The following is a 25,089-nucleotide window of genomic DNA, read 5'->3' on the forward strand; positions in this document are numbered from 1 at the left end:
CTTCGTTGTCTCACTTGCGACCCGGGCCCAGCGCGCCCGGGTGTTTCAGGAGTCCTGCCCGATGTCTGTGTCCACGCCGCGCCGCCGTCTGTCCAACACGCTGCCTTTGCTCGGTGCACTGAGCTGCGCAGGCGTCAGCCCCCTTGCCGAGGCCGCCGAGCCGCAGGCGCGCGATCTGGATGCGGTGCAGGTGCGCAGCCAGTACACGCCGTACCGCGCATTGAGCGTGACCGGTGCCACCAAGACCGATGCGCCGCTGCGCGATCTGCCGATCAGTGCGCGCGTGCTGGACCAGACCCTGCTGGAGGACGCCGGCGTCAACGATCTGGCCGGCGCGCTGGAGATGGCCAGCGGCATCACCAAGGCCAACAACCTGGGTGGGCTGTGGGACAGCTATTCGATGCGCGGCTTCACCGGCGACCCGAATTTCAGCTCGGACTACATGGTCAACGGCTTCAATGCCAGCCGCGGCTACAACGGCCTGCGCGATGCGGCCAATACGCAGAGCATCGAAGTGATCAAGGGCCCGGCCTCGGCGTTGTACGGGCGCGGCGAGCCGGGCGGAGCGGTCAATATCGTCACCAAGAAGCCCTTGTTCCAGCCGCAGCACAGCGTGGATCTGTCGGCGGGGCGCTTCGACAGTTATCGCGCTGCGGTCGACAGCACCGGCCCGCTGGGCGACAACCTGGCCTATCGGCTGAATGTCATGCACAAGGATCAGCACAGCTTCCGCGACACCGTCGACAGCGACAACACGCTGCTGGCGCCCTCGCTGCTGTGGATGCCCACGCCCGATACCACGGTGTCCTACGAGCTGGAATTCGTGCGCATCCATGCGCCGTTCGATCGCGGCGTCACCGCCATCGATGGCGATGCCAATCGGCTGCCGGCCGGGCGTTTTCTGGGCGAGCCGCGCGATGGCGATATCGATCTGCATTCCACCGGACACCAGGTATTCGTGGTGCATGGCGTGAACCAGACCTGGTCGCTGCAGGGTGGGGCGACCTATCGCGACAGCGGCATGCGCGGTTTTTCCACCGAGCCGTGGACACTGCAGGCCGACGCGCGCACGCTGCGCCGCGAGCGCCGCTACCGCGATTACCAGGGCCGCGATATCGCCGCGCGTGCGGAACTGCTCGGCAGCTTGCAGGCCGGCAGCGTCACCCACAACGTGTTGTTCGGCGTGGATGGCAATCGCTTCGACGACAGCCGTTTCCAGCAGCGCGCACGCTCTGCGGCCACGCCGTACAGCATCGACGTGCTCGCGCCGCAGTACGGCGTTGCGCAGCCGGGGCGGCTGGCCACCATCACCGATACCGAAGAACGCCAGCAGGTGTGGGGCATCTATGCGCAGGATCAGCTCGATCTTGGTGCGCGCTGGAAGGCCTTGCTCGGCCTGCGCTACGACCACTACCAGCAGGATCTCGACAACCGGCTGCGCGGCGCCACGCAGCGCGCCTCCGATGGCGTGGTCAGCCCGCGTGCGGGCGTGATCTTCCATGTCGACGCTGCGCTGTCGCTGTATGCCAGCGCTGCGGCGGGCTTCCGTCCCAACAGCGGCGTGGGTGCGGACGGGCAGAGTTTTGCGCCGGAGAAGAGCCGCTCGCTGGAAACCGGCTTGAAGTACGTGCAGCCCGGCGATGGCCTGGAAGCGACGCTGGCCGCGTTCCGCATCGACAAGAAGAACGTGCTGAGCCTGGATCCGGCCGACACCAGCTTTTCGCTGCCGGTGGGCCAGATGCGCAGCCAGGGTTTGGAGCTGGATCTGCTCGGGCGGCTGACCCCGCGCCTGGCCGCTTCGGTGGGCCTGGCCTATACCGACTCGCGGGTCACGCGCAGCAGTGAAGCCGCCGCCGGTACCGGCCTGGCCGAGGGTCGCCGTTTTCCGAACGTGCCGCGTTTCAGCGGCAACGCCTTCGTCAACTACGCGCAGCCGTTGACCGGCAAGCGCAGTGCGGCAGTGGGCGTGGGCGTGTCGCATACCGGCGAGCGGCTGGGCTCGGTGGATAGCAATACCGACTTCGTGCTGCCTGCGTACACGGTGTGGCGCCTGGTCGGGCATTACGATCTGAGCGAGCGCCTGCGCCTGTATGCCAAGGTCGAGAACCTCACCGACCGCCGCTACGCCGCGTTCTCCTACAGCGAGCAGTGGGTGTATCCGGGCGCGCCGCGCAGCTGGACGGTGGGCGTGCGGCTGCGCTTTTGATCAGCGCCCGCATGTGATCGATACCGGCTGGCGATGTCCGACCATGCGTGCTTGATGGAGCACGCCAGCGCTGGTCGGCGGATGCGAGCGCCGACCGGACAGCTGATTGGCCGCCATTTCGCGGAGCGCGTGGGTCAAACCAGTTTCAGCCAGCGGCCGTGTGTGTGCAGTGCAGCGCGACTGACTGGTCGCGCTAGCTGCGCCGTGTGGACGGACGCTTGCTGCGCTTCTTGCCCGGCGCCACCGGCGCGGCATCCTCGCTGGCCAACGCGCCACCGCTGTGCAGCTGTTCCAGCCACGACAGCGCATCGACATAGCCCAGGAAGTGCTGCAGATAGCCCGGTGAGCACTCGCGCATCAGGCTGATGCAGCGATGCACCAGCACGCTGGAATTGAGCGGGCCGGCATCCTTGGGGGCATCCTGCAGCGACTGCCGCACCTGGCTGGCGGTGCGCACCGTGGTCCAGGTGCGGCGGAAATCCTCCAGCGCCGGCAGCTCGGGGAACTGCGTGGCATCGGCGCTGGCGGTCTTTCTGCTGTCCACTTCCATCAACGCCGCATGGCCTGCCATCCGCTCGGCCAGTGCGCCCAGCGCGCTGCGTTGCGACGGCTGTGTGGCGGCGCTGGCGACACGGCGGCGTGCGGCTTGCTTCACCGTTGCCGCATACGCATCGACCAGCTTGCCCAGCTTTTCTTCCAGCACCTCGCGCACTGGCTCGGCCTGCGTACCTGCACGCGCGGCCAGGGTTTCCATCAGATGGAAACGCACCGGGTCCAGCTGGTCGGCCCCCTGGCTGCGCCAGCGCTGCAGACGCGTGTGCGCGGATGGCGCCTGTGTGCTCATCGCGTGCCTGCGGCCGCTGTCGGATTGGAGGCAGAAGAGGCACGCGAGGTGGAGGGGCGCGCAATCGGTGCGATCTCCACACGGCGGTTCCTGGCGCGGCGTGCTTCATCGGCATTGGAATCCACCGGCTGTTGCGCGCCGAAGGCTGCGGCGAACACCAATGCGGCCGGCACGCCGTCGGCGATCAATGCACGCGTCACCGTGAGTGCGCGTTGGGCCGACAGTTCCCAGTTGTCGGCGTAGCGCCGGTTGCCGCCCAGCACCGGGCGGTCGTCGGTGAAGCCGCTGACCATCAGGATCTCCTCGCGTGCCGCCAGGTATTCGGTCAGCGGCGCGGCCAGCGTCTTCAGCACCTCGCGGCCTTCCGGCTGCAGCTGGTCGGAATTGAAGGCGAACAACACATTGCCGCGGATGCCGATGCGCCCGTCGACCAGGGTCACGCGGCCGGCGGCCAGCGGCGCTGCCAGTGCCTGCTCCAGCGTCTTGCGGCGCTGCGCTTCGGCCTGACGCTGTTTGACCTCTTCGTCCAGGCGGCTGGACAGCTGCAGCTGCACACCGATCACACCGACCAGAATCAGCACGAACGCGCCCAGCAGCACCGACATCAGGTCGCCGAAGGCGGCCCAGATCGGTGTGCCCGATTCGCCGTCGATGTCGATCTCGTCGCTCATGCCGCGCTGGCCTCGCCGGCAGCGGCCTCACCGGCATCGCCGCGGCCGCGATCGAGCTGGCGCAGTTCTTCGATGATCTGCTTCTGCGACAGCATGCTGAGGTCGACCACCTCGCGCGCCTGCGCCACGTAGTACGCCAGTTGGTCGTCGCTGCGGGCCAGCGAGGCATCCAGTGCGCTGGCGACATGCTGCAGGCGCTCGTTGAGCTCGCTGGTAGAGCCGCTGAACAGCTGCACCGCCACGCCGAAGGCTTCGCCCAGGCTGGCCACTTCCACCGCGCTGCCGCTGACATGTGCGGCCACCGCGCCGAGCTTGCCGGTCTCGCTGCCGATCTGCTCGGTGAGCTGGGTGCCCACGCGTTGCAGCAGGTCGGCCGAGGTGGTGACCAGCGCATCGACCGCTGCGCGTTGTTCGGTGGAGGCGTGGTTGACCGCGTTGAGCAAGGTGTCCAGGGTGGCGAGCAGCCTGCTGCGTTCTTCCAGCATGGCGGTGTCGCGCACCATGCTCTCGGACAGGTTCTGGCGCAGCTCGGCCACCACATCGGCGGCCGCCTTGGGCGCTTCGGAGGCGACCTGCATCAGGCGCGCCACTTCGCTGATGGTGGCGCTGGCCTGTGCCTGCGCCTGCGTGGACAGCTCGCTGGCAGTGCTGGCCAGGGTGTCGCAGATCGCCTGCTGCTGCTGGGTGACGCGCTCGCCGGTGCGTTCCCACTGCGTGCTCAGCTCTGCGCTCATCGCGCTGAAGCGCTCGCTCCACAGCGCCAGGCGCTGGGTGTCGCGGGCTTCCAGTGCGGTCTGCAGCTCGGTGTGCGATTGCTGCAGGGTGCCCACCAGGGCAGCGGCATGCGCGTCGAAGCTGGCGGTGGCGGCTGCCAGTGCGCCCTGGTGCTGGGCGGCCAATGCGGCGCTGGCGTCCTGTTGCTGCGCCAGCGCGGCGCTCCAGGCGCTGGCGGTCTCGCTGCTGGACTGATCCATGCGCCTGGATACCGCATCGACCAGGGCGCTGGAGCGTGCGTCGAAGGTGCCGGCGAACTGGGTCAGCGTGCCCTGCAACTCCTGGGTCAGCGCGTGGTTTGCGCGTTGCTGTTCGGCCACCGCCGCGGTCCAGGTGGCGGCTGCTGCGGCGGTGCTGCTTTCGAAGCCGCTGCTCAGGCCGTCGAGTTGCTGCTGCACGGCCTGGTGCACGCCGTCCTGCAGCGCGGTGCTCTGCTGCGCGAGCTGTGCAAGCGTGGCCTGCATTTGCGCGTTCAACGCGGCGCCTGCGCGCTGTTGCTCGGCGAGCACTGCCGCCCAGTGATCGGCCGTAGCGGCGTTGCTGCGTTCGAACCCGTCATTGAGCGCGGCCAACTGCTGCTGTACCGCGTGGGTCACGCCGTCCTGCACCGCGATGCTGCGCTGATCGATCTGCGCCAGCGTGGTCTGCAACTGCTCGGTCAACGCGTGTTGCGCACGTTCCTGTGCAGCCAGCACGGCCTGCCAGTGCTCGGCGGCCGTCTGCGCACTGTGCTGGAAGCCGTCGTTGAGCGCGTGCAACTGCTGCTGCACGGCGGTGCCGACGCCGTCCTGTACGGCAGTGGTCTGCTGTGTGATCTGCTCCAGCGTGGTCTGCAGCCGCGTGTCGAGCGCTTGCTGCGCGCGTTCCTGTGCGGCGAGCGCGCTGGTCCAGTGCGCGGCTGCGGCACTGGCGCTGTGCTGGAAGCCGCTGGTGATGCCGTCCAGTTGCTGCTGCACGGCGTGGGTGAGGCGCTCGTGCAGGGCGGCGGTGTCGCGCGCGATGCTGGTCATGGTCGCTTCCATCGCCGGCTGCAAGGCCGCGCCCACCGCGCGTGCGCTTTCTGCCACGCCGCTCTGCAGCGATTGCTCCATCGCCGTGGCCAGGCGCGCATAGGCCGCTTCGCTTCTGGCGTGGAACTCGGCCTGCTGTGCGGCCAGGCGTTCATCGGCGGCGATGCTCTGCTGCTCGATGCTGCGCATCAGCGTCTGCAGGCGATCGATCAGCGTCGGCATCAGCGCGCTTTGCTGCTGCTGCAACTTGAACACTTCGCCACGCTGATGCGCGTCCGAGTGCGGATGCAGCTCGGAGGCGATCTTCAGGTCCAGCCGCTGCACCGCCTGCAGCCGCTCGCGCCGGCACAGTGCCGACAACAGTCCCAGCATCGCGGAGGTCGCAACGCCGGCGATCGAGGTGCCGAACGCAAACGCCAGGCCTTCCACCGGCGCAGCCAGCGAGCCGCGAATGGCCTGCAGGTCGGTGGCGCTCTGCAATGCGAAGCCGGTGCCCTTGAGCGTGGCCATCATGCCGAGCAGGGTGCCGAGCATGCCCAGCAGCACCAGCAGGCCGACCAGATACGGCGTCAGCACCGGTGCCGGCAACGCCACGCGCTCGCCCTTGATGCGCAGGCGCACCGCATTGCGCAGGCTCGGATGCAGGCGCTCCAGCCATTCGCCCAACGCCGATGGCGCGGTGGTCAACGCGGCAACGGCATCGTCCAGCGTCGCGCTGGCCTGGCGATAGCGATACAGCTCCAGCGCGCCGGCCACATAACAGGCGCCGATCACCGCCGCGACGCAGGCGCCGAGCGGATTGGAGCCCAGATAACCGATGCCGACCCAGCAAACCGCCAACAGGCCGACGACAAACACACACAGGTGGACGAGAGTTCTGAACATGGGGTCCCAGTTAGCGGGTACGAAGCGCTGCGAGCAGGCCTTCGATCGGGTGAAAACGGACATCCAGTTCGGCGAGCAACACGCTCTGCATGTCTTTGCGAAACACATCCAGCCAGCCGTCGGACACCGCGCGTGGCGCGGCCTCGCCGTCGGATGCCGGGTTCTGCGCCTGCGCGGCATCGCGCAGGCGCTCGAAATGCGCGCCGAGCAGGTTCGGCACATGATTCAACAGGGTCTGCTCGCGCGGGCTCAAGGTCAGCTCCATCACCGCATCCACCTCGGCCAGCCGCGCCATTTCGCCGGACTCCAGGGCCAGCATGTCGCGCAGGCGGCCACGCAGGTCGCCGGTAGCGGTGCGCATCGCGCGTTGCATTGCCAGGTAGTGCTGGCGGAACGGGGCATAGTCGAGCGCAGGCACCGCTGCCGCTGCGTCGCTGTCGGCAGCGGTGGCGCTGCGCGCATCGCGACGCACGCGCACGACCACGGCATCCAGCTCGACCACGCTGCTGGTCGCCAGTCCCGTGCGCACACGGGCGCAGGCCTCGGTGTCGAGTCTGCGCGTCTCGGGCAGCGCGTCGATCTCCGGCAGCTTGCCATCCAGCGCCTTGGACACGGCGACCGCGCGCGTCCAGTCGATCCATTGGCTGAGCCGGTCGGCGAGCGCATGGTTGGACTGGGCAACGTGGGCATCGGTGAGGCGAGCAAGCAGGCGAATGAACGCCGGGCCCGACAGGGGCGCCCGTGGAGAAGCTTTCGCCATTGTTCCGGTCAAAGACCGCGCATTTTACACGGGAAGCTGCGCCGTTCGGCGCTTTGCATGGGCAGCTGCGGGCCTGCGAAGCAGGCCGGCCCTGGCGGCATTCAGCCGGCCTGGTGTGGGGCGTGCGCGCGATTGCAGCGTGCAGCGCTGCGATCCAGCGAGCGCAGCGCCCAAAGAGCACGTCCATCCGTAGCGATATCTGGCTAGCGCGCTCCTGTGGTCATGCGCAGCGAGCGCGACCAACGCTGCGGGCCGGATATGCCTGGCCTGCAACGCGATAACTCAGCCTCTGGCGCGATGTACCAAGGGAATCAGCACCACGCCCAGCAACGCCACCGCCGCGGCTACATAGCCGATGCTGCCCATCCCCCAGGCCGGAATCACCAGCCCGCCGATGATGGCGCCGATGCCGATGCCGGCATTGGCCGCCGACACATTGGTGGTGCCGGCCAGCGCCTGCGAGTGGGTCACCGAGTTCATCACCCGCACCTGGCTGATCGGAAACAGCGCGGTGTAGGCGATGCCCCAGACCGCCAGGGTCAGATAGAGCGGCACGCCGGTCTTGGCCACCGGCACGCACAAGGCCATGCCCAGCGCGAGCAGCAGCAGGAACACCGCCGTGGCACGCAGCGGCGAGCGATCCACCACCCGCCCGCCCAGCCAGTTGCCGATCAGGCCGATCGCGCCGAAGCCCATCAGCCACCAGCCCACGTTCGCCGCCGGTACGCCCACGCTGCGTTCCAGCAGGTCGGCCAGATAGGTGTAGGCGGTGAACATGGCGGTGAAGACCACCACCGACAAGGCCACATTGGCCAGGAAGAAGCGCTCGCCGAAGATGCCGGCCTGCTGACGCAGATTCACCCGTTCGCTGCGGGCCACCGTCGGCATCCAGAGCGCCAGCGCCGCGGCCATCGCCAGCGACAGGGCGGCCAGGATCCAGAACGCGCCACGCCAGCCGATGCTGTTGGCCGCCACCGTGCCCAGCGGAATGCCGAACAACAGCGCCGCCGAAATGCCCAGATACACCCGCGACACCGCGCGCCCGGCGTGCTGCGGCCCGGCCAGTTGCCCGGCGGTTTCGCTGGCGGTTCCCCAGAACACCGGCAGCGCCAGCGCCGGCACGAAGCGGGCAAAGGCCAGCACCCAGATATTGGGCGCCAGCGCGGCCACCGCGTTGGAGACCGCAAACACCAGCAGGATCACGACAAACAGGCGCTTGCGATCCAGATGCGACAGCCACGCGGTCAGCGGCGGGCCGAACAGCATCACGGTGAAGGCGAACAACGTCACCAGCTGGCCAGCGGCGGAGATGGAAATGTCCATGTCGCGTGCAAGGCCGGGCAGCAGCCCGACGATCAGGTACTCGGTGGTGACGATCACGAACGCGGCAAACGCCAGGATGAAGATCGCCAAGCCGCTGCGCGCAGCGGCAGGCGCCGCAGTGGCGGAAGCGGGGGAGGGGGAGGGGGTGGAGCCAACAGCAGACATGGCATGCGCCGCAGTGTGGGCTGGCCATCATAGGAAAGAAATCAGATCGTATATCGGGAGTATTTTCCGTATATTGCGGACTTCATTTCCTGAATACGCTGCCATGCATCCATCCGAACGCGTCAAGGGCATCGATATCTTCGTCAGCGCCGCCGACGCCGGCAGCTTTACGGCTGCCGCCGAGCGGCTCAACCTGACCAGCTCGGCAGTGGGCAAGGCCATCGCACGCCTGGAGACGCGCCTGGGCGTGCGTCTGTTCGCACGCACTACCCGGCGGCTGGCGCTGACCGACGCCGGCGCGGCGTTCTACCGGGTCTGCGTCAAGGTGCTCGACGAGCTGGAGGAGGCCGAACACGTGCTGCGCGCCGACGGCCAGGCGCCCACCGGCCGGCTGCGGCTAGACCTGCCGGTGAGCTTTGGCCGGCACAAGGTGTTGCCGGTGCTGCTGCCGTTCTTCCAGCGTTATCCCGGTCTGCAACCGGTCATTTCGTTTACCGATCGCTTCGTCGACATGGCCGAAGAAGGCATCGACATCGCGGTGCGCATCGGCGGGCCCGATCACTGGCATGGCAGCCTGGGGCATCGCTATCTGGGCCATGAAAAACGCGTGTTCTGCGCCGCACCGCAGTACCTGGCGCAGCGCGGCACGCCCGACAGCATCGCCGCATTGCTGGCGCACGACGCGGTGCTCTATGGCAAGGCCGATGGCAGCAATAGCCCATGGCTGCTGCGGCACGGCGCAGGGCCGGTGGAACAGCGTGCGGTGGACGCGCGGGTGGTGTTCGGCAATGCCGAGGCGCAGGTGGATGCGGTGGTGGCCGGGCTGGGCATCGCACAGCTGCCGACCTGGCTGATCGATCGGCATCTGCAGCGCGGCAGCCTGGTCGCGGTACTGCCGCAGTGCGACACCGAAGGCCTGCCGCTGCATCTGGTGTGGATGCGCGCGCGCCAGTTGCTGCCCAAGCTGAGCCGGTTGCTGGAATGCCTGCAACAGGGCTTGCAGGATGCGGCGTGAGTGCGGCGCCTGGCGCTGTGCCGTGCGTGATCGCGGCAGCGGTTGCGCGCGGCGTGCATCGACTTGGCGCGATGCAGCGCCAGGTTCGGGCTGGCGCACATGCCAGCCCACGCAATAGCGGGCACGATCGAGCGCCATCACGCCAGTCTGCGCGTGCTCTCTGACCAATTCAGCTACGACTGCACTGTCTTACGGCCGACCCTGTTTTGTAAGGTGAACGCGTGTAGTCTGCCGTCCGGGGACGACTCCCCCAACGAGGTGACCGCAATGGATCGCTGCGATATGCAGGTGTCCGATCTCATGGTCCTGGAGTTGCAAGGGTTCCACGATGCCTATGGCAATGGGCCGGACTTCTGGGACGCGTATCAACGCATCATGACCCTCGCCGCGCAAGCCGGCGGCGACCTGATCACACTGGCCAACGAAATGGCTTCCCTGGCGCAGGGACTTGGCGCGACCAAGCACGCGCAGCTGCTGTAACTCACCACTGCCTGATGACTGGCAACGCGGTCTACGCACCGTGCGCCGCCATTGTCGAAGGTGATGATGGCCGGCGCCGTGCTTTTAGCCGGCGGCGGTGTCTGCACGCAGCGCGCAACCGATCAACCAACTTCAGTCGCGACAGCCACACCGCAGGCGTGCTGCCACTGCGATGCGCGGCTTATTCGACGTCGGTCGTTGCGGGTGTCGCTGTCTCTGCTTCGGACGCGTCGGTTGTCTTGGCGGCAGGTTTGACTGCCTTGGCAGGGGCGGCCTCGGGCTCGCCGCGCTTCTTGTCGCGACGCAGCGGGGTGTCGCCCAGACGCTCGATCGCGCCGCCGGATTGCTGGAACGCCTCCAGATCGGCAGCCAGACGCTGCTCGGACAAACGCGGCTTGCCCGGCTGATTGCTGACGGTCATCGACTGACGGCGGGAGTTGTTCATGGCGAAATCCTCATGCGTTGTACAGCGTCAAGGGAATGCCCCGCCGGCGTTGGTCGTCGTAGGTGGCACGCACGTCGCGGCAATACGGCCCGGACATGACGAAACGCCGGCAGATCGCCGGGCGCGTGTCGTAGATCGAACAACACATGCGCGCGGCGTCGATGGCCACGCACCAGCCTTCCTCGTCACGCGCCATCACGTGCCAACCTTGCGGTGTCACGCTGGTCAAGTGGTTGGGGATGCGGTCGGATGGATCGACCATGACGGTGAGCCGGCAACAGACGGCGTCGCAGCGTTCGCAGAGATTCTTGATGGAGAAGGCCAGATAGAGTGAAGGCGACACCGGAGTCCGGCCGCCCTTGCACCATACACCTTGGGCATGCCGGGGTGTGAACCGGTCCCCGCCGTGGCTGCAGCAGGCTGGATCGCGGCGCGCAGAACTCGCGACGACCACGTGGTGGCCGTTGCCGTGCGGTGCATTGCGTATGTGCCTATGGCAGCGGGGGCATGCGCACAGGCATCTGCACACTCACTTGGTGTCGCTCATGTGCGCGCGTAATCGAACGCGACCACCTCTTCGCCAGACAGGCGCGGCCCCCCATGCTGGCCATGACGGTGGCGCCGAACGCTGCGATGCGCAGACAAGCGCGACGCACGGATCGGTGCGATCCGCAGAGTGCTTGTTTGCATCACGGCCTGGATTGCCGGATCGACATCGATCGTCAACTGATCGTATGCGAAGCCGCGCGCAACTCGCCGCATCGTGCGGATGCATTCGACGTTTCCATAAACGGTTGCCTTTGTCGTGCCGATGCGAAGACGTCTTTCACCTGTGCCGTCGGCAGCCCGCCGTAGCGTTGGGTGGTACGCATCATCGCGACAGGAGATCCCATGAATACTGCCCATCAACACGCAACTGCGCCCGATCCGGCCGGCGATCACGCCGACCAACGCGGCGAGAAGGAAAAGCAGGACGCCTTGCAGGACGGTGCGCTGGAAGAAACCTTTCCGGCCAGCGATCCGGTGTCGCCGTTCGTGCCGGCCAAGCCGTTGGACTGACCAGCCCATACGAGCCAGCAGCGCAAACGGCGCGGTCATCGACCGCGCCGTTTGCATTTGCAGCGTTGCCGGCTGTTACGGCGTCAACACCACCTTGCGGCAATCGTCCTGCTTCTTATCGAACAGTTCATAGCCGCGCGCCGCGTCGGCCAGCGGCATGCGATGCGAGATGATCGCGCTGGGCTTGAGGTCGCCATTGCCGATGCATTCCAGCAGATGCGGCATGTGCTTCTGCACATGGGTCTGTCCCATCTTGAAGCTCAATCCCTTGTCGAAGGCATCGCCGAACATGAAGGCGTGGATGAAGCCGGCATACACGCCCGGCACGCTGACCACACCGCAGCGACGCGTTGCCGCAATGCACTGGCGGATTGCGACACCGCTGCTGCCCTCCAGCTTCAAGTTGGTCAGTGCGGTTTCGATGGCGCTGCCTTCGGCCTCGAAGCCCACTGCTTCGATGCTGGCGTCCACGCCGCGGCCATCGGTTTGCGACACGATGACATCGGCGGGGTCGTCGACCTCATCGAAGTTGATCGGAATGACGCCGTAGGCCCTGGAAGCGAAGTCCAGCCGATACGCGTGCCGGTCGACCATGAAGATGCGCTCGGCGCCCAGCATGCGGCAGCATGCCGCCGCCATCAGGCCTACTGGGCCGGCACCGAAGATCGCCACTGTCGAGCCCTGCTTGACTCCGGCATCGATGACGGCCTGATAGCCGGTCGGCAGGATGTCGGACAGGAACAGCACCTGCTCGTCGTGCAGTGCGTCAGGAACCACCAACGGCCCGACATTGGCCTTGGGTACGCGCACGTATTCGGCCTGACCGCCGGACAAACCGCCGTATAGATGACTAAAGCCGAACAGCGCCGCCGGCGGTCGCATGTCCTTGTGATTGAGGGCTGCACCCTTGCCGGTATTGGTCGTCTCGCAGGCGGAGAACTCCTGCAGCATGCAATGGAAGCAGCGCCCGCAGGCCACCACGAACGGGATCACGACACGGTCGCCCGGCTTGACCGCGGTCACGTCGGGGCCGACGTCTTCGACAATGCCCATGAACTCATGGCCGAGAATATCGCCGTGCCGCAGATCGGGAATCTTGCCGCGGTACAGATGCAGATCCGAGCCGCAGATGGCAGTGGCCGTCACGCGTAGGATGAGATCGTCGCGTTCGACCAGGATCGGGTCCGGCACGGTTTCGACCCGGACATCGCGTGAGCCGTGGTAGTTGAGGGCAAGCATAGGTGTCTCCGGAAAGCCGTCGGTACGCGGCAACGCTGCGTAGTGTTGGTGGAGCGCCGTTAAATCGATCAGCACGGCACGTGCGCACCGTGTGGACGCGTTCGATTGGCGACGCGGCGTTGATGCGCGTGTCACGTCTGGATAACCAACGCACTCGCACTCTCGGATGACGCGCTGAATCGCTCGCAGGTCATGCGTATGGCGACCATGCGACCCGACAATCAACGATCGTGCGCGATGCGATCAACCAGGAGACAGCAATGGGAATTTTGAAGATGGTAACCGCCGGTGCGGTGGGTTACGTGGCTTACCGGGCGTGGCAGCGTCGTCAGAGCGACGCCGGTGAGGCAGCTAGCCCGAAGAGCAACGACCGCGACATTCAGCAGCAGACACTGAGCGCGCCGGGCAATGCGGGCAGCACGCCACCGCATGGCGATCCGCTCGGTAACGTTGCGGCAATCTCCGGCGATCGCAAGCAGGCACTTGGTGCCTTGGCCGTGTTCAACGAGCAGGAGCGCACGCTTGCACAACTGGCGGTCGTGAAGGAGCTTGAGGGCGAGACGCTACAGTTTGCCCGCAAGATGGACGAGGCGCACAGTGCGGCCCTGACCGATCTCAGCCGTTTTGCGCCGGACCGTAGCGGCCCCCTGGCGCAGGCTGCATCCACCCGCGCTGACGGCGCCCGCAAGCGTCTGGAAGGCCTGAACGGGAAGGAGTTCGAAACCCAGTACCTGCAGGCCAGCATAACCAGCCACGAGCAGGCGCTGGCGCTGCTGGACGCACAGCTGGCCAGCGAGCCGGGATCGACCGATCTGGGCAAGGAATTGCAGCGTGCCCACGAAACCATCGCCCAGCATCTGGAGCATGCCAAGTCCCTGCGTGCCAAGGCGACCCAGTCGCATTGATCGGCAGAAAGCTGCCGATCGAACCCTGGATGAGGTGTGGTGCGAGCAGACAGACAGGCAGCTTCGGCTGCCTGTTGCCGTCATGGGTATGATTGGCGTGTGCGCTCTACGTGCTGCATGCCGCGCATCGTCTGCATCGACTGATGCCAGGCAATCCGATCGCCAGGCGGTTGCCACAGCGCGCCAGGTGTAAGCGATTCGAATCGGGCAGCCTGGCGCTGCCACAGGTCTTCAGATACACCACGTGAGTCCACGTAGCTGTGCCAGGTGCCGTCTTCGACCACGCGGCCTTTCTGCGTTACCCGATGCGATGCGGTCTCCTGCGGGACCACCGCAATCTCTTCGCGCAGGCTGTTCTGGCCGACGCTGCGGATACAGTTGCCATCGACCAGCACGCATCCGGTTTGCACATCGGCACGGCGCTGGATCGAGGCGGGCTTTGCGCACAAGCGCAGCGCAGGGTGGCGTTACAGCGTGACCGCACCGCCGGCAATGGTCAGCAATGTGCCCGAGGTGTAGCTGGCGGTGTCGGCTGCCAGCATCACATACGCCGATGCCAGTTCCACCGGCTGCCCGGGGCGCCCCATCGGCGTCTGACCGCCGAAGTTTTCCACCGACTCCTCATCCATGCCGGCAGGAATGAACGGCGTCCAGATCGGGCCTGGCAGCACCGCGTTGACGCGGATGTGCCTGTCGGCCAGCACGCCTGCCAGGCCGATCGTCAGATTGGCCAGCGCGCCCTTGGTGGCGGCATACGGCAGGATGTTCGGCGTCGGTTTCTTGGATTGCACCGAGGCAGTATTGATGATGGAGCCGCCGTCGCTCATCAGCGGCACCGACAACTGCACCAGGTGGAACACGGCGTGCACGTTGGTATCGAACGTCTTGCGCCATTCGTCCAGGGTGATGTCTTCGAAGCGCTGAAAATACTTCTGATAGGCGGCGTTGTTGACCAGGATATCCAGGCCGCCGAAGTTGCGGTCGACCTCTTCGATCAATGCTGCAGCCTGGGCAGGGTCGCTGATATCGCAGCCCACCAGCAATGCCTTGACGCCTGCCTTTTCGATCAATGTACCGATCCTGGCGGCATCTTCCTGCTCCTCGGGGAGATAGGCAATCGCCACGTCGGCGCCCTCGCGGGCGTACGCGATCGCCACCGCCGCGCCGATGCCGCTGTCTCCACCGGTGATCAACGCACGTTTGCCGGCGAGCTGCCCATGACCGACGTAACTGTCTTCGCCGTGGTCCGGGCGCGGATCCATTTTTTCGGTACCCCCCGGAAAGCTCTGCTGCTGCGGTTTGAACGGCGGGCGTGGGTAGTTGGGTACGGGCATGTTGCTCTCCTGACGGTGTGACGCATCACAATGAGTGACAGTGTGCGTCCGCAAACGTCAACGTGCGGGCTAGGTGATGTCGGCAGCGCGTGTGTTGACGACGCGCTGCGTGCGCATTCGAGGGGTGCTTCACGCCATTGCACAGCTTTGTTCACTGCTCTGCAATGCGTGCCGGCCTAGCGTGGGTCATGACCACAGGCAGGAGAACGACAATGGGCAGCGAACCGAAAAAGCCATGGGGCCCGGACGACGACCAGCAAAAGCCGTTTACGCCGCAGGAGCGGCGCAACGAGGAGGCGGGACGGAAAGCCCACGACATGCCTGACGAGGACAGCAATGTGAACAAGGCCGATCCCGAACACGATTACGAACGGCCAGACGGCTCCGAGAAGCGCTGAGTCGCGTTTGGCGCTGCAACTGCGGCATTCGCGGTGCGCGCCTGGTACATGCAGACCCCGCATTGCTGTCACGGTGCTGGCCGGCCAACGCCACGCACATGTGTTTCATTGCTGGTGCGTGGGGTTGGGCACCACGCTCCCGGTGGTCCTTCAGCTAGGTTTGCGCAATGCGTCAAGCGGTTGACCGAGGTCGGCTCAAGCGGGCAGCCCAGCTGTCGCTTCCTATCGGAAGTGAGCTGATACGTCCAGCGCAGTCCGACGGCACCCATGCCCGGGCTGCCCACCGTCCCTCACATACCCTGCGCTTCTTGGCGTGGGGTCGCACTCGAAGCGCTTACCGGCCCCGACCATGACGCTTGGCACTGGCGGAAACCAACGCCGCGATGCGTACTTCTGCCAGACATTTACGGCGAGCTCGACTTGGGGGAGCGAGCACCATACGGCCGCGCAGCGGTGAACGCGATATGCCATCTCGTGGTGATGTGTGGGCGCGTTTTTCGCGTCGCCGTCACAATTCTCAACTGAACATGTACTAGCCATTGCGGACAGAAGCGCTCATGGACCGTCTTTCCTGCGCCATCATCGACGACGACGTGGAGTTCTGCGATCAGGTGGTTGAGTTAGCCACCGATAGCGGCTTCCGTGCCAAGGGAATCTATACCCTTGGCGAAGCCAGCCATTGGCTGGACAGCAACTTCCCCGACCTGTTGGTGGTGGACGTTGGCCTGCCCGACGGCAGTGGCTTCGATCTCATCGAACGGCTCGACCCGGATCACACGCCGCAGATCGTTGTGGTGTCGGGCGATTACGCCTATGAAACCCAGGGCCGCGCGCAGCAGTTCGGCGTCAGCGAATTCCTCACCAAGCCGTTCGCGCCCGAACGACTGGAACGCGTGCTCGGCGGCCTGCGTGAGGCCCAGCAAGGCAATCTGGGCATCAGCGGCAACAGTGACAGCATCGTGCTGTTGCGCAAGGACATCGTCCGCGTGGCACCGACCGATCTGAATGTGCTGGTGACCGGCGAAACCGGCACCGGCAAGGACCTGGTTGCGCGCGCGATCCACCGGGTTTCCGGCCGTCACGGTCGTTTTGTGCCGGTCAACTGCGGTGCCATTCCCGAAGAGCTGCTGGCCAGTCAGTTGTTCGGCCACGAGCGCGGCAGCTTCACCGGTGCCGATCGCCGGCATGCCGGATTTCTGGAGCAGGCGGCCGATGGCACGCTGTTCCTGGATGAAATCGGCGAGATGCCGCCCCGGCTGCAGGTCTATCTGCTGCGCGCGATCGAGTCGCGCAGCTTCATGCGCGTGGGTGGCAGCGAGGAAATTCCGTTGGATGCGCGCGTGATTGCGGCAACGCATCAGCGTGTGCAGCGTGAGCACGGCGTGCTGCGCGAGGATCTGTTCTACCGGCTCAACGAGTACCCGATCCAGGTACCGCCGCTGCGCGAGCGTCGTGGCGATGCGCGTCTGCTGGGTTTACGCGTGATCGATGAGCTCAACGTCAAGTACGGCACCCGCAAGCTGCCGACCAAATCGTTGTTGCGCTATCTGGCGTACCACACCTGGCCGGGCAACGTGCGCGAACTGCGCTCGTTCATCCGCTATCTGTACCTGCGCTCGGACGGCGATCTGTTGAGCGCGCCGGAGGTGGTGCACACCGTGCCGCAGGCCGACGAAGACGGCTTGCTGATTCCGGCAGGGTGGACTATGCGCCAGGCCGAGGACGCCATGATCGAAGCGGCATTGGCGCGCACGCGTTTCAACAAGAAGGCGGCGGCGCGCGAGTTGGGGATCAGCGTACGCACCTTGCACAACCGGCTCAGTGACAAGGACACGTAATGAGCGATGCATCCCAGGGGCGGCGGCGCGAGCTGCTGCATCAGTTGCGCAACCGTCTCAACGTGATGGGCTTTGCGTTGTACGCCTTGCGCAACGAAACCTCCAAACCCATGGACACCTTGCGCACCACCCATCAGTCGGCCGTGGAGTTGCTCAATCAACTCGGCGAAGACGAGCGCGCCCTGCGCCAGGACGATGCGGTGTCAACCGATAGCACCGATTAGTAGTGCTCGGCAGGCTGGGCCTGGTTGCTCAGCAGCGCGGTGATTATGCGCGGGTTGTACGGCTTCATGCAGTAGGACAGGTGCGCAAACCGCGGCGGTAGCGTGTAGCGGTCATAGCCCGAGCAGAACGAGAACGGCACGCCGCGTTCCAGCAGCGCATCGGCGACCGGAAACACCGGTTGGCCGCGCACATTGACGTCGAGCAATGCACCGTCGATGCTCTGGCCGGAGGTCACCAGCGTCAGCGCCTCCGGCACGTTGCCCACCGGCCCGAGCACATAGACGCCGGCCTCCACCAACAGATCGTTGAGCGATTCGGCCAGCAGATAGTCGTCCTCCACCACGAGGATGCGACGGCCGTTGAGTGGGTTGTCCAGCATGGGGACTCCTAGAGCGGTGGCGCTGTCTGGCGACGCGCAAGCCATAGTGCGCGCCGCGTCGGTTAACGCCGCGCGTAAGCAGGCGCTTCCAGAACCGGTCCGCGCAAGGCGGATGTATCACGCAGACGCCGCGTAGCAGTAGAGGCAGGTTTGCGCCATCATTGACGATTGCGCCTCACGCCCGGCGCCGTTGATGCGATGGCTGCAATGACCGACGACGACACCTCCTGCGACGACACGGCAGCGACCCCTGCGCACGACGCCGTGGCGCCACCGCCGTTGTTCATTCTCGGTGTCGGTGCCGACGGCCTGGATGCCACGCGCCTGGCCGAACTTTTGGACGCGGTCGCCGGCGCGCCCAATCTGGTGGTCATGCTGTTGCTGCGCGATCGCCATTTGCTGGACGAGCCGCGCCTGCGCGAGTTGCTCGGGCCGCAATCCAGCCTGCTGCTGGCACCGGAGGATGGCGATACGCTGCATCCCGGACGCATTTACCTGCCGCCCAGCCAGACGCTGGTGACCCTGGAAGAAGGCCGGCTGCGGCTGCGTCCGTTGGAGGAAGCCAGCGATCACGGCCTGATCGACAGCTTCTTCGTTTCGATGGCGCACGACCAGGACGGCAACGTGGTCGGCCTGATCATGGGCCGCTTCGATGGCGACGGCACCCTGGGCACCGCCGCCATCAAGGAATGCGGCGGTCTGGCACTGGCGGTAGACGACCCGTCGTTGCACGGCATGGATCTGCGCAGTGCCGGCAACCCGGCCGCCATCAGCGACGACATCCTGCCGCTGCCGCGCGTGGCCGCACGCATCGCCGCGCATATGCGGCGCTACCACCGCTTCGGTCATCCGGCGCCGGTAGGTGTGCGCAAGGGCAGCGAAAACGACCAGCTCGGCCAGGTCGCCAGCATCCTGCGCAACGCCACCGGCCACGATTTCCACGGGTACAAGCGCGCCACGTTTCTGCGCCGCGTACAGCGACGCATGCAGGTAGTCCAGGTGGACACGCTGGAACAGTATCTGGAGCAGCTGCGCGGCCGCTTCGACGAGCCGCTGCTGCTGTTCAACGATCTGCTGATCGGCGTGACCCAGTTCTTCCGCGACCGTCGCGAGTTCGAGTTTCTGGAGCAGCAGGTGATTCCGCGCCTGTTCCAGGGCAAGCAGCCAGGCGACCACCTGCGGGTGTGGGTACTGGGCTGTTCCACTGGCGAAGAGGCGTATTCGCTGGCGATGCTGTTGCGCGAGCATGCGCAGACGCTGGACGTGGCACCGCGCATCCAGATCTTTGCCAGTGACATCGACGGGCGGGCCCTGGCCATCGCACGGGTAGGGCGTTATGCGTCCAGCATCGTTGCCGATGTGGGACCGGAGCGCCTGCAGCGCTGGTTCGTCAAGGAAGGCGATACCTATGTGGTGAGCAAGCAGCTGCGCGAGCTGTGCGTGTTCTCGCAGCACAGCATCGTCAAGGACCCGCCGTTCTCGCGGCTGGATCTGGTGTCGTGCCGCAATCTGCTGATCTACCTGGATGCCGAGCTGCAGAATCGGGTGATCCCGGTGTTTCACTTCGCACTCAAGCCGGGCGGCTATCTGTTCCTGGGCAACGCCGAGAACGTCTCGCGGCATGCCAAGTTGTTCGCACCGGTGGAGCGCAGCTTCCGCGTGTTCCAGAAGATCGATGCCGACAGCCGCATGCATGCGACCTTCCCGTCGTCTTCGCTCGGACCCGACGGCCATGCGCCGGCGGCCACCCGCCAGCAGCGCAGTGCCAGCAATGCACTGGTGCGTGCCGGCGAGCGCATCGCCGATCGCTATGCACCGGCCTATGCGGTGCTGGACGAACATTTCGATGTGCTGCACTTCTCTTCGCAGGCCGGGCGTTTCATCCGTCCCGGCGGCGGTGCGCCCAGTCTCAACCTGCTCAACCTCGTTCACCGCGACCTGCGGCTGGAGTTGCGCAGCGCGCTCAGCCGTGCCGAAGCGGACATGGCGCCGGTGCAGGCCAAGGGCATCCAGATGCACGAGGATGCGGCGACCTTGGCAGTGGATCTGTTCGTGGAGCCGACTTCGGATTCGGAGGTGCCGCGCGGCTATGTGGTGTTGTTCCAGGAAGTGGAAGCGCGCGAACTGGCCGAGCTGGCACCGCCGAAAGATAGGGTGTCCGACAACGCGCACGTGCGGGCATTGGAGAACGAGCTGCGCATGACGCGCGAGCGGCTGCAGTCGATGATCGAGGAGCTGGAAAGCACCAACGAGGAGCTCAAGTCTTCCAACGAGGAGTATCAGTCGCTCAACGAAGAACTGCAGAGCGCCAACGAGGAACTGGAAACCTCCAAGGAAGAACTGCAGTCGGTCAACGAGGAAGTCACCACGGTCAACGGCGAGCTGGCCCACCGCGTGCAGGAACTTGCGCATGCCAACAGCGATCTGAAGAACCTGCTGGAAAGCACCCAGATCGCCACCGTGTTTCTGGATAACGACTTGTGCGTCACCAACTTCACCCCCGCCGTCACCGATATCCTGCCGTTGGTGGAAAGCGATATCCACCGGCCGATCAGCAACATCAAGCTGCACGTGAGCTACGACGAGCTGCAGGACGATTTACGTCGGGTGATCCGTACGCTGGCGGTACTGGACCGCGAAGTGGAAAACCCCGCTACCCGCGCGCGCTACATGGTGCGCGTGCTGCCGTACCGCACGGTCAACAACTTCATCGGCGGGGCGGTGTTGACCTTCATGGATGTCACCCCGCTGACGCGCGCCGAGCGCGCGTTGCGCAGCAGCGAGCAGCGCCTGCGCACCTTGATGGAAGGCATCCCCCAATTGGTGTGGCGCTCGCTCGACGGCGGCCGCTGGACCTGGTCCAGCCCGCAATGGTCCAGGTATACCGGGCAACGCGATGGCCAGAGCCTGGAGCTGGGCTGGCTGCAGGCGGTGCATCCGGACGAGCGCGAACTGACCTTGAATGCCTGGCACGACAGCGTGCGCACCGGCGGGCTGGATGTGGAGCACCGCCTGTTCAATGCAGCCGAGGACCGCTACCGCTGGTTCCATACGCGCAGCGCGCCGGTGCTGGACGAGCGCGGCCAGGTGCTGGAGTGGCTGGGAACCTCGACCGAATCGGACAATCTGCGCCGTCTGCAGGACGAGCAGCGCGTGCTGGTCAGCGAATTGCAGCACCGCACCCGCAATCTGATCACCGTGGTGCAGTCGGTCGCCAAGCAGACCGTCCAGACCAGCCACAGCATGCCGGAATTCGCCGGCAGGTTCGATGACCGGCTCTCTGCATTGTCGCGTGTGCAAGGGCTGTTGTCGCAGTCGGACAACGTGCCCACCACCATCGGCGCACTGCTGCGCATGGAGCTGGATGCACTCGGCGCCGAGCCCGATCAACAGCGCATCGTGGTGGATGGCCCGGATGTGGCGCTGCGCAAGTCCACTGTGCAGACGTTGGCGCTGGCCTTGCACGAACTGGCCACCAATGCGCTCAAGCATGGGGCACTGGCGGTAGAGACCGGTACCTTGTCGGTTCGCTGGGACGTGGTGTCCAACAACGATGCCTCGGCGCATCTGGTACTGTCGTGGATCGAAGAAGGCGCCAGCCGGCAACGACGCAACGATCGCGACCAGGCGGGCGGTTTCGGCCGCCGCCTGATCGAAAAAGCCTTGCCGTACAGCCACGGCGCACAGACGCGTTACGAGCTCAGCGATACACGTCTGGAATGCGAGATCCAGTTGCCGTTGACCTCGCTGTACGACCAGTAGCGCACTGCACGCTCACCTGCAGTCTGTGCGCACTCAGGCAGGCGCTGCTGTGTCGATGTGCGACATGCCGGGCATCCGGATGCGCCCTTCACGGAAAATCCTGCGCGTGCGTGCAGATGTTGCGACGGATTGGTACCTCGTAGCGCCGTTGATGCCACTGCCCTCATGCAAGAGCGTTGCAGTGCGCCGCTGCGCAAGAGCCAAAAACTTGGCGCGTATTATGCGTAACTCCTGCTGTCATCAAGATGTACGGCGGAGTGAACATGATTGCGCGCATTCTTCAGTTGCCGGGTCGCGTTGCCAGCAATGCCTGGGTCGAAATCGGTGTCGGTGCCGATGCCGACATTCTGGTTGCCGACCGTGGCGGCAAACGCGAGGAGCGCGCAACCTTCGGCCGACGTGCTCCGGGGCAGCAGCGTTCGATCACGACGCAGGAGCCGGAGTGGCTGGGGCGCGTCGACCTGGCCATCTGGGAAACCCAACGCTGCCTGATCCCGCTGTGTGGATTTGCCTGCAGTGCATCGGCAGACGGCGCCACCTCGGCAACCTGGTTGAGTCAGGACGGTGGCGCGTCGTACGCGGCGGGTCTGCGCAATGTCATGGATATCGGCGGCCGCCTGCAGATGGGGTTTTCGCTATTGGTCGCGTCGTCGACCAGCCTGCCGACCCAGCGTCCGTTATGCATCCAAGGCGATGCCACGCAATGGCTGAAGACCAGCGGCGAGGAGGCGATGTGTCGTCTCATGCCATGGCGGCTGGAGCGTTGCACCACCGCAGCAGGCGTGCGGCCCGAGTGGGCCAGCGAAGCGCGCCCCAAGCACGCCGCACCGATGTGAGGCGCGTCGGCACGCTGTGGCAACAGCAGGCCTGTCGGCCCGGCGTGTTTTCGGGCGTTCGGTAATACGTCGCACGCGCGCAGGCATCGTGTATCCAGCCACCTGTACTGCGTGGTCTTTGCAGGTCGGGCGCCGCCATCGCTGCGATGGTCATCCGCGAGACAACCTGTCTGTCGCCTGCTGTCCACATCATGTTGCGCATAAAAAAGCCCCGGTCGCGAACGACCCGGGCCAGTGCCAGCAACCGCTGTCGATGAAGATCAGCGTTGGATGTCGCCGGTGGTGGAGCCGGCGCCCGGGCCTGCGCCCAGGTCTGCGCCGGTGACCCGATCCAGTTCCGGATTGGACAGCAGGCGTAGCGACATGGCATCCAATGCTTCGGTCTGGGTCGCATCCAGCGCAACCGTGGCCGAACCATCGCCGCCATCGACCGCGGACTGCAGCGCACGGTCCGCAACCACGTCCCACTGCTCGCCGGTATTCCAAGGGCCGACCGTGTCGCCTTCGCCCTGCGACATGTTGTAGTAGATATCGGTAAAGCGCGGGTCCCCCGGCAGCTTGCCAGGCGGGAAGTTCGGCTCGATTGAGTACAGCGCCTTCTCGAACGACTTCTGATGCGCCACTTCGCGCGTCATCAAGAAGCGCAGCGCATCCACGATGCCCGGGTCGTCGGTGACGGTGATCAGACGCTCGTAGACCAACTTGGCACGTGCTTCGGCAGCGATGTTGGAGCGCATATCCGAAGTTGGGCAACCGATCGAATCAACATAGGCCGAGGTCCACGGCACCCCGCTGGAATTGACCAGTGCCGGGCCACCACCGTATAGGATCTGCTGGGTGTGGCTGGTGCTGTTCTGGGTCATGGAGCGCATCTCCATGGCCTCTTCCATGCCTTCGGATAACACGGCCTTCGGGCCCTTGTTGAGCATGGCGATGATGGAGCCGATGATTTCCAGGTGGCTCAGTTCTTCGGTGGCGATATCGAACAACAGATCCTTGCGACCCGGATCGTCTTCGCCCAATGCCTGCGTAAAATACTGCATTGCTGCAGCAAGTTCGCCTTGCGGTCCGCCGAACTGCTCGAGCATCAACGTGGCCAGATCCGGATTGGGTTCGGCAACGCGCACGGTGTACATCAGACGCTTGTTATGCATAAACATGGATCGTATTTCCTGGCTGGCGCCCGGCGGCGACTGCAACGCGGCATGCGGGCAGAGCCCTGAGGCTGGCTACGGGTGGAGGTTGCCCGCGCGATGCGGGCGAACGCAGGCGGCAGCGCCGCCTGCGCGATGTGTCAGGCCGCTTTGCTGGCCTTGGCTGCTTTCTGATTGCCGCCCTGCTCGGCGAGCAACGTCAGCTTTTCATCGGTGGCTTTTTCTTCTTCCAGGGTCGAAAGCAGCAAGCTGACCGCGTCGGTATAGCCCAACTGCTTTGCAATCGCAGCGATGGTGCCGTACGAGGCGATCTCGTAATGCTCCACCTTCTGTGCGCCGCCGATCAGCGCCGCATCGCGCACGGGGCCTTCTTCGATCTCGTCGATCACCTCGCGGCTTTCCTCGACCAGACCCTCCATCGCGGCACACTTGATGCGCTTGAGCTTGATGCCGAGCAGTTCGACGATCTGGTCGATGCGTTCGATCTGGCCTTGGGTCTCTTCCAGATGCAGCTTGAACGCCTCTACCAGCTTGGGTTCGGTCGCCGCACGTGCCAGACGCGGCAGCGATTTGGTCAACTGCTTTTCTGCACTGTAGATGTCCGACAGTTCGTGGACGAAAAGCTCTTCAATTGTCTTGATCGCCATGGGCGGCTCCTTTGGATGGATGAGTGGTTAAAACAGTGCGATGCACTGTGTGTGCGTCTTTGCCTTCGATTGCGAGCCAGCTGCGTCATCACCCCGGCATGGCATCGCCTGGTCAGGCGATGCCGCAAGGCAGCGTTGTTGTCGTGCTCGCTCAGGCTGTCTGGCGTGTCGCTAAGCTAGTCGTCGGCGTGTTAGCGCAATCGGTGGATGCGGTGATCCCGATGCGATGACGACCTGTGCCACAAGCTGTGCGCTGGCGATTGGCGGGCGATCGATGCGGTAGTGCCCAACCGTGGCCGTCGCATTGCATTGACCCAGGCCGATGCCGGCTTGCCGAGGCGCGTACGTGCAGTGCGCATGTCCACGGCCGCGCATCCCGCACTACCCAAGCACGTGCGCTGACGTTGATCCCAGCTGCGCGGATGTCGATGCTGGCTCAGCGATTGCACCGGCAACGTGCGGCATGCACGACGGGGCATGCACGTCGTTGCAGACAGATGCGCTACAACTGAAGGCTCGTCCTTGCCCAGGGAATCGCCATGACGCCGTTGGACAAACCGCTACGCCGCGAGCTGCAGATCGGCGAACAGGCCTATACCTTGATCGTCGACCCGCGGGGTCTGAAGCTGGTCGAGAAAGGCCGACGCAAAGGCGTGGTGTTGCGGTGGGACGAGCTCGTCAGCGGCGATGCCGCACTGGCCCGCGCGCTGCAGGCCTCGCTTGGCGAGTCCTGAT

The 25,089-nt window shown here is 65.4% G+C and carries 25 protein-coding genes; 12 read left to right on the forward strand and 13 right to left on the reverse strand.

Annotation, left to right across the window (positions count from 1 at the left end; all coding sequences use genetic code 11):
• The first annotated feature begins 61 nt into the window (after nucleotides 1-61).
• Entirely contained in the window at nucleotides 62-2,206 is a 2,145-nt protein-coding gene (locus tag FHT08_RS00665; protein WP_166773963.1) for a TonB-dependent siderophore receptor, read from the forward strand.
• Between the two features lie 193 nt (nucleotides 2,207-2,399).
• On the opposite strand, the gene FHT08_RS00670 is transcribed toward FHT08_RS00665, so the two are convergent.
• The 5 genes from FHT08_RS00670 to FHT08_RS00690 form a co-directional block, all read right to left on the reverse strand.
• Nucleotides 2,400-3,050 (reverse strand): DUF2894 domain-containing protein, encoded by a 651-nt coding sequence (locus FHT08_RS00670; RefSeq protein WP_104536430.1) that lies wholly within the window; start codon nucleotides 3,048-3,050, stop codon nucleotides 2,400-2,402.
• Nucleotides 3,047-3,721 (reverse strand): OmpA family protein, encoded by a 675-nt coding sequence (locus tag FHT08_RS00675; RefSeq protein ID WP_166773964.1) that lies wholly within the window; start codon nucleotides 3,719-3,721, stop codon nucleotides 3,047-3,049. Before FHT08_RS00675 ends, FHT08_RS00670 begins: the two co-directional genes overlap by 4 nt.
• Nucleotides 3,718-6,390, reverse strand: coding sequence for a DUF802 domain-containing protein (locus FHT08_RS00680; RefSeq protein WP_166773965.1), 2,673 nt, complete (start codon nucleotides 6,388-6,390; stop codon nucleotides 3,718-3,720). Before FHT08_RS00680 ends, FHT08_RS00675 begins: the two co-directional genes overlap by 4 nt.
• A gap of 10 nt (nucleotides 6,391-6,400) precedes the next feature.
• Nucleotides 6,401-7,150: a DUF3348 domain-containing protein gene (locus FHT08_RS00685; protein WP_166773966.1), complete on the reverse strand. Its 750-nt coding sequence runs from the start codon at nucleotides 7,148-7,150 to the stop codon at nucleotides 6,401-6,403.
• A 282-nt stretch (nucleotides 7,151-7,432) separates the two neighbouring features.
• On the reverse strand, nucleotides 7,433-8,638 hold the full coding sequence (locus FHT08_RS00690) for an MFS transporter (protein ID WP_208408800.1): 1,206 nt from the start codon (nucleotides 8,636-8,638) through the stop codon (nucleotides 7,433-7,435).
• A 103-nt stretch (nucleotides 8,639-8,741) separates the two neighbouring features.
• On the opposite strand from FHT08_RS00690, the gene FHT08_RS00695 reads away from it, so the two are divergent.
• Both FHT08_RS00695 and FHT08_RS00700 read left to right on the forward strand, forming a co-directional pair.
• Entirely contained in the window at nucleotides 8,742-9,653 is a 912-nt protein-coding gene (locus FHT08_RS00695) for a LysR family transcriptional regulator (protein WP_166773967.1), read from the forward strand.
• A gap of 267 nt (nucleotides 9,654-9,920) precedes the next feature.
• Nucleotides 9,921-10,133: a hypothetical protein gene (locus FHT08_RS00700; RefSeq protein WP_166774738.1), complete on the forward strand. Its 213-nt coding sequence runs from the start codon at nucleotides 9,921-9,923 to the stop codon at nucleotides 10,131-10,133.
• A 181-nt stretch (nucleotides 10,134-10,314) separates the two neighbouring features.
• Here FHT08_RS00700 and FHT08_RS00705 read toward each other — a convergent pair whose 3' ends face one another.
• Together FHT08_RS00705 and FHT08_RS00710 are read right to left on the reverse strand one after the other, a co-directional pair.
• Nucleotides 10,315-10,578, reverse strand: coding sequence for a hypothetical protein (locus FHT08_RS00705; RefSeq protein WP_104536424.1), 264 nt, complete (start codon nucleotides 10,576-10,578; stop codon nucleotides 10,315-10,317).
• Nucleotides 10,579-10,588: 10 nt separating this feature from the next.
• A complete protein-coding gene (locus FHT08_RS00710; protein ID WP_104536423.1) occupies nucleotides 10,589-10,921 on the reverse strand; it encodes a YkgJ family cysteine cluster protein in 333 nt (110 codons plus the stop codon).
• A 257-nt stretch (nucleotides 10,922-11,178) separates the two neighbouring features.
• On the opposite strand from FHT08_RS00710, the gene FHT08_RS00715 reads away from it, so the two are divergent.
• Both FHT08_RS00715 and FHT08_RS00720 read left to right on the forward strand, forming a co-directional pair.
• Nucleotides 11,179-11,433, forward strand: a complete 255-nt coding sequence (locus tag FHT08_RS00715; RefSeq protein ID WP_166773968.1) for a hypothetical protein — start codon at nucleotides 11,179-11,181, stop codon at nucleotides 11,431-11,433.
• Between the two features lie 36 nt (nucleotides 11,434-11,469).
• Entirely contained in the window at nucleotides 11,470-11,637 is a 168-nt protein-coding gene (locus tag FHT08_RS00720) for a hypothetical protein (protein ID WP_166773969.1), read from the forward strand.
• A 75-nt stretch (nucleotides 11,638-11,712) separates the two neighbouring features.
• Here the strand turns inward: FHT08_RS00720 and FHT08_RS00725 are convergent, their stop codons facing one another.
• Nucleotides 11,713-12,876, reverse strand: coding sequence for a zinc-dependent alcohol dehydrogenase (locus FHT08_RS00725; RefSeq protein ID WP_166773970.1), 1,164 nt, complete (start codon nucleotides 12,874-12,876; stop codon nucleotides 11,713-11,715).
• A gap of 260 nt (nucleotides 12,877-13,136) precedes the next feature.
• On the opposite strand from FHT08_RS00725, the gene FHT08_RS00730 reads away from it, so the two are divergent.
• Complete coding sequence (locus FHT08_RS00730; RefSeq protein ID WP_166773971.1) at nucleotides 13,137-13,781, forward strand: DUF4142 domain-containing protein; 645 nt, start codon at nucleotides 13,137-13,139, stop codon at nucleotides 13,779-13,781.
• An 80-nt stretch (nucleotides 13,782-13,861) separates the two neighbouring features.
• Here the strand turns inward: FHT08_RS00730 and FHT08_RS00735 are convergent, their stop codons facing one another.
• On the reverse strand, nucleotides 13,862-14,176 hold the full coding sequence (locus tag FHT08_RS00735) for a hypothetical protein (RefSeq protein WP_166773890.1): 315 nt from the start codon (nucleotides 14,174-14,176) through the stop codon (nucleotides 13,862-13,864).
• A gap of 72 nt (nucleotides 14,177-14,248) precedes the next feature.
• Entirely contained in the window at nucleotides 14,249-15,115 is an 867-nt protein-coding gene (locus FHT08_RS00740) for an SDR family oxidoreductase (protein ID WP_166773972.1), read from the reverse strand.
• Nucleotides 15,116-15,303: 188 nt separating this feature from the next.
• Here FHT08_RS00740 and FHT08_RS00745 point away from each other — a divergent pair, with 188 nt between their 5' ends.
• The 3 genes from FHT08_RS00745 to FHT08_RS00755 all read left to right on the forward strand — a co-directional run bounded on the left by FHT08_RS00745 (nucleotide 15,304) and on the right by FHT08_RS00755 (nucleotide 17,575).
• On the forward strand, nucleotides 15,304-15,513 hold the full coding sequence (locus FHT08_RS00745; RefSeq protein ID WP_181141428.1) for a hypothetical protein: 210 nt from the start codon (nucleotides 15,304-15,306) through the stop codon (nucleotides 15,511-15,513).
• 557 nt (nucleotides 15,514-16,070) lie between these two features.
• Nucleotides 16,071-17,351, forward strand: a complete 1,281-nt coding sequence (locus FHT08_RS00750) for a sigma-54 dependent transcriptional regulator (RefSeq protein WP_166773973.1) — start codon at nucleotides 16,071-16,073, stop codon at nucleotides 17,349-17,351.
• On the forward strand, nucleotides 17,351-17,575 hold the full coding sequence (locus tag FHT08_RS00755; RefSeq protein ID WP_166773974.1) for a hypothetical protein: 225 nt from the start codon (nucleotides 17,351-17,353) through the stop codon (nucleotides 17,573-17,575). Before FHT08_RS00750 ends, FHT08_RS00755 begins: the two co-directional genes overlap by 1 nt.
• Here the strand turns inward: FHT08_RS00755 and FHT08_RS00760 are convergent.
• Nucleotides 17,572-17,955 (reverse strand): response regulator, encoded by a 384-nt coding sequence (locus FHT08_RS00760; RefSeq protein WP_166773975.1) that lies wholly within the window; start codon nucleotides 17,953-17,955, stop codon nucleotides 17,572-17,574. The genes FHT08_RS00755 and FHT08_RS00760 overlap by 4 nt on opposite strands.
• A gap of 207 nt (nucleotides 17,956-18,162) precedes the next feature.
• On the opposite strand from FHT08_RS00760, the gene FHT08_RS00765 reads away from it, so the two are divergent.
• Both FHT08_RS00765 and FHT08_RS00770 read left to right on the forward strand, forming a co-directional pair.
• On the forward strand, nucleotides 18,163-21,717 hold the full coding sequence (locus tag FHT08_RS00765; protein ID WP_166773976.1) for a CheR family methyltransferase: 3,555 nt from the start codon (nucleotides 18,163-18,165) through the stop codon (nucleotides 21,715-21,717).
• Between the two features lie 263 nt (nucleotides 21,718-21,980).
• Nucleotides 21,981-22,553, forward strand: coding sequence for a hypothetical protein (locus FHT08_RS00770; RefSeq protein ID WP_104536751.1), 573 nt, complete (start codon nucleotides 21,981-21,983; stop codon nucleotides 22,551-22,553).
• 260 nt (nucleotides 22,554-22,813) lie between these two features.
• On the opposite strand, the gene FHT08_RS00775 is transcribed toward FHT08_RS00770, so the two are convergent.
• Nucleotides 22,814-23,713, reverse strand: a complete 900-nt coding sequence (locus FHT08_RS00775; protein WP_166773977.1) for a manganese catalase family protein — start codon at nucleotides 23,711-23,713, stop codon at nucleotides 22,814-22,816.
• Nucleotides 23,714-23,847: 134 nt separating this feature from the next.
• Nucleotides 23,848-24,354, reverse strand: a complete 507-nt coding sequence (locus FHT08_RS00780) for a ferritin-like domain-containing protein (protein WP_104536416.1) — start codon at nucleotides 24,352-24,354, stop codon at nucleotides 23,848-23,850.
• A gap of 539 nt (nucleotides 24,355-24,893) precedes the next feature.
• On the opposite strand from FHT08_RS00780, the gene FHT08_RS00785 reads away from it, so the two are divergent.
• Entirely contained in the window at nucleotides 24,894-25,088 is a 195-nt protein-coding gene (locus FHT08_RS00785; RefSeq protein ID WP_104536415.1) for a hypothetical protein, read from the forward strand.
• Nucleotide 25,089: the final 1 nt, after the last annotated feature.

Source organism: Xanthomonas sp. CFBP 8151 (assembly GCF_011761885.1).
GTDB classification, from domain to species: domain Bacteria; phylum Pseudomonadota; class Gammaproteobacteria; order Xanthomonadales; family Xanthomonadaceae; genus Xanthomonas; species Xanthomonas arboricola_B.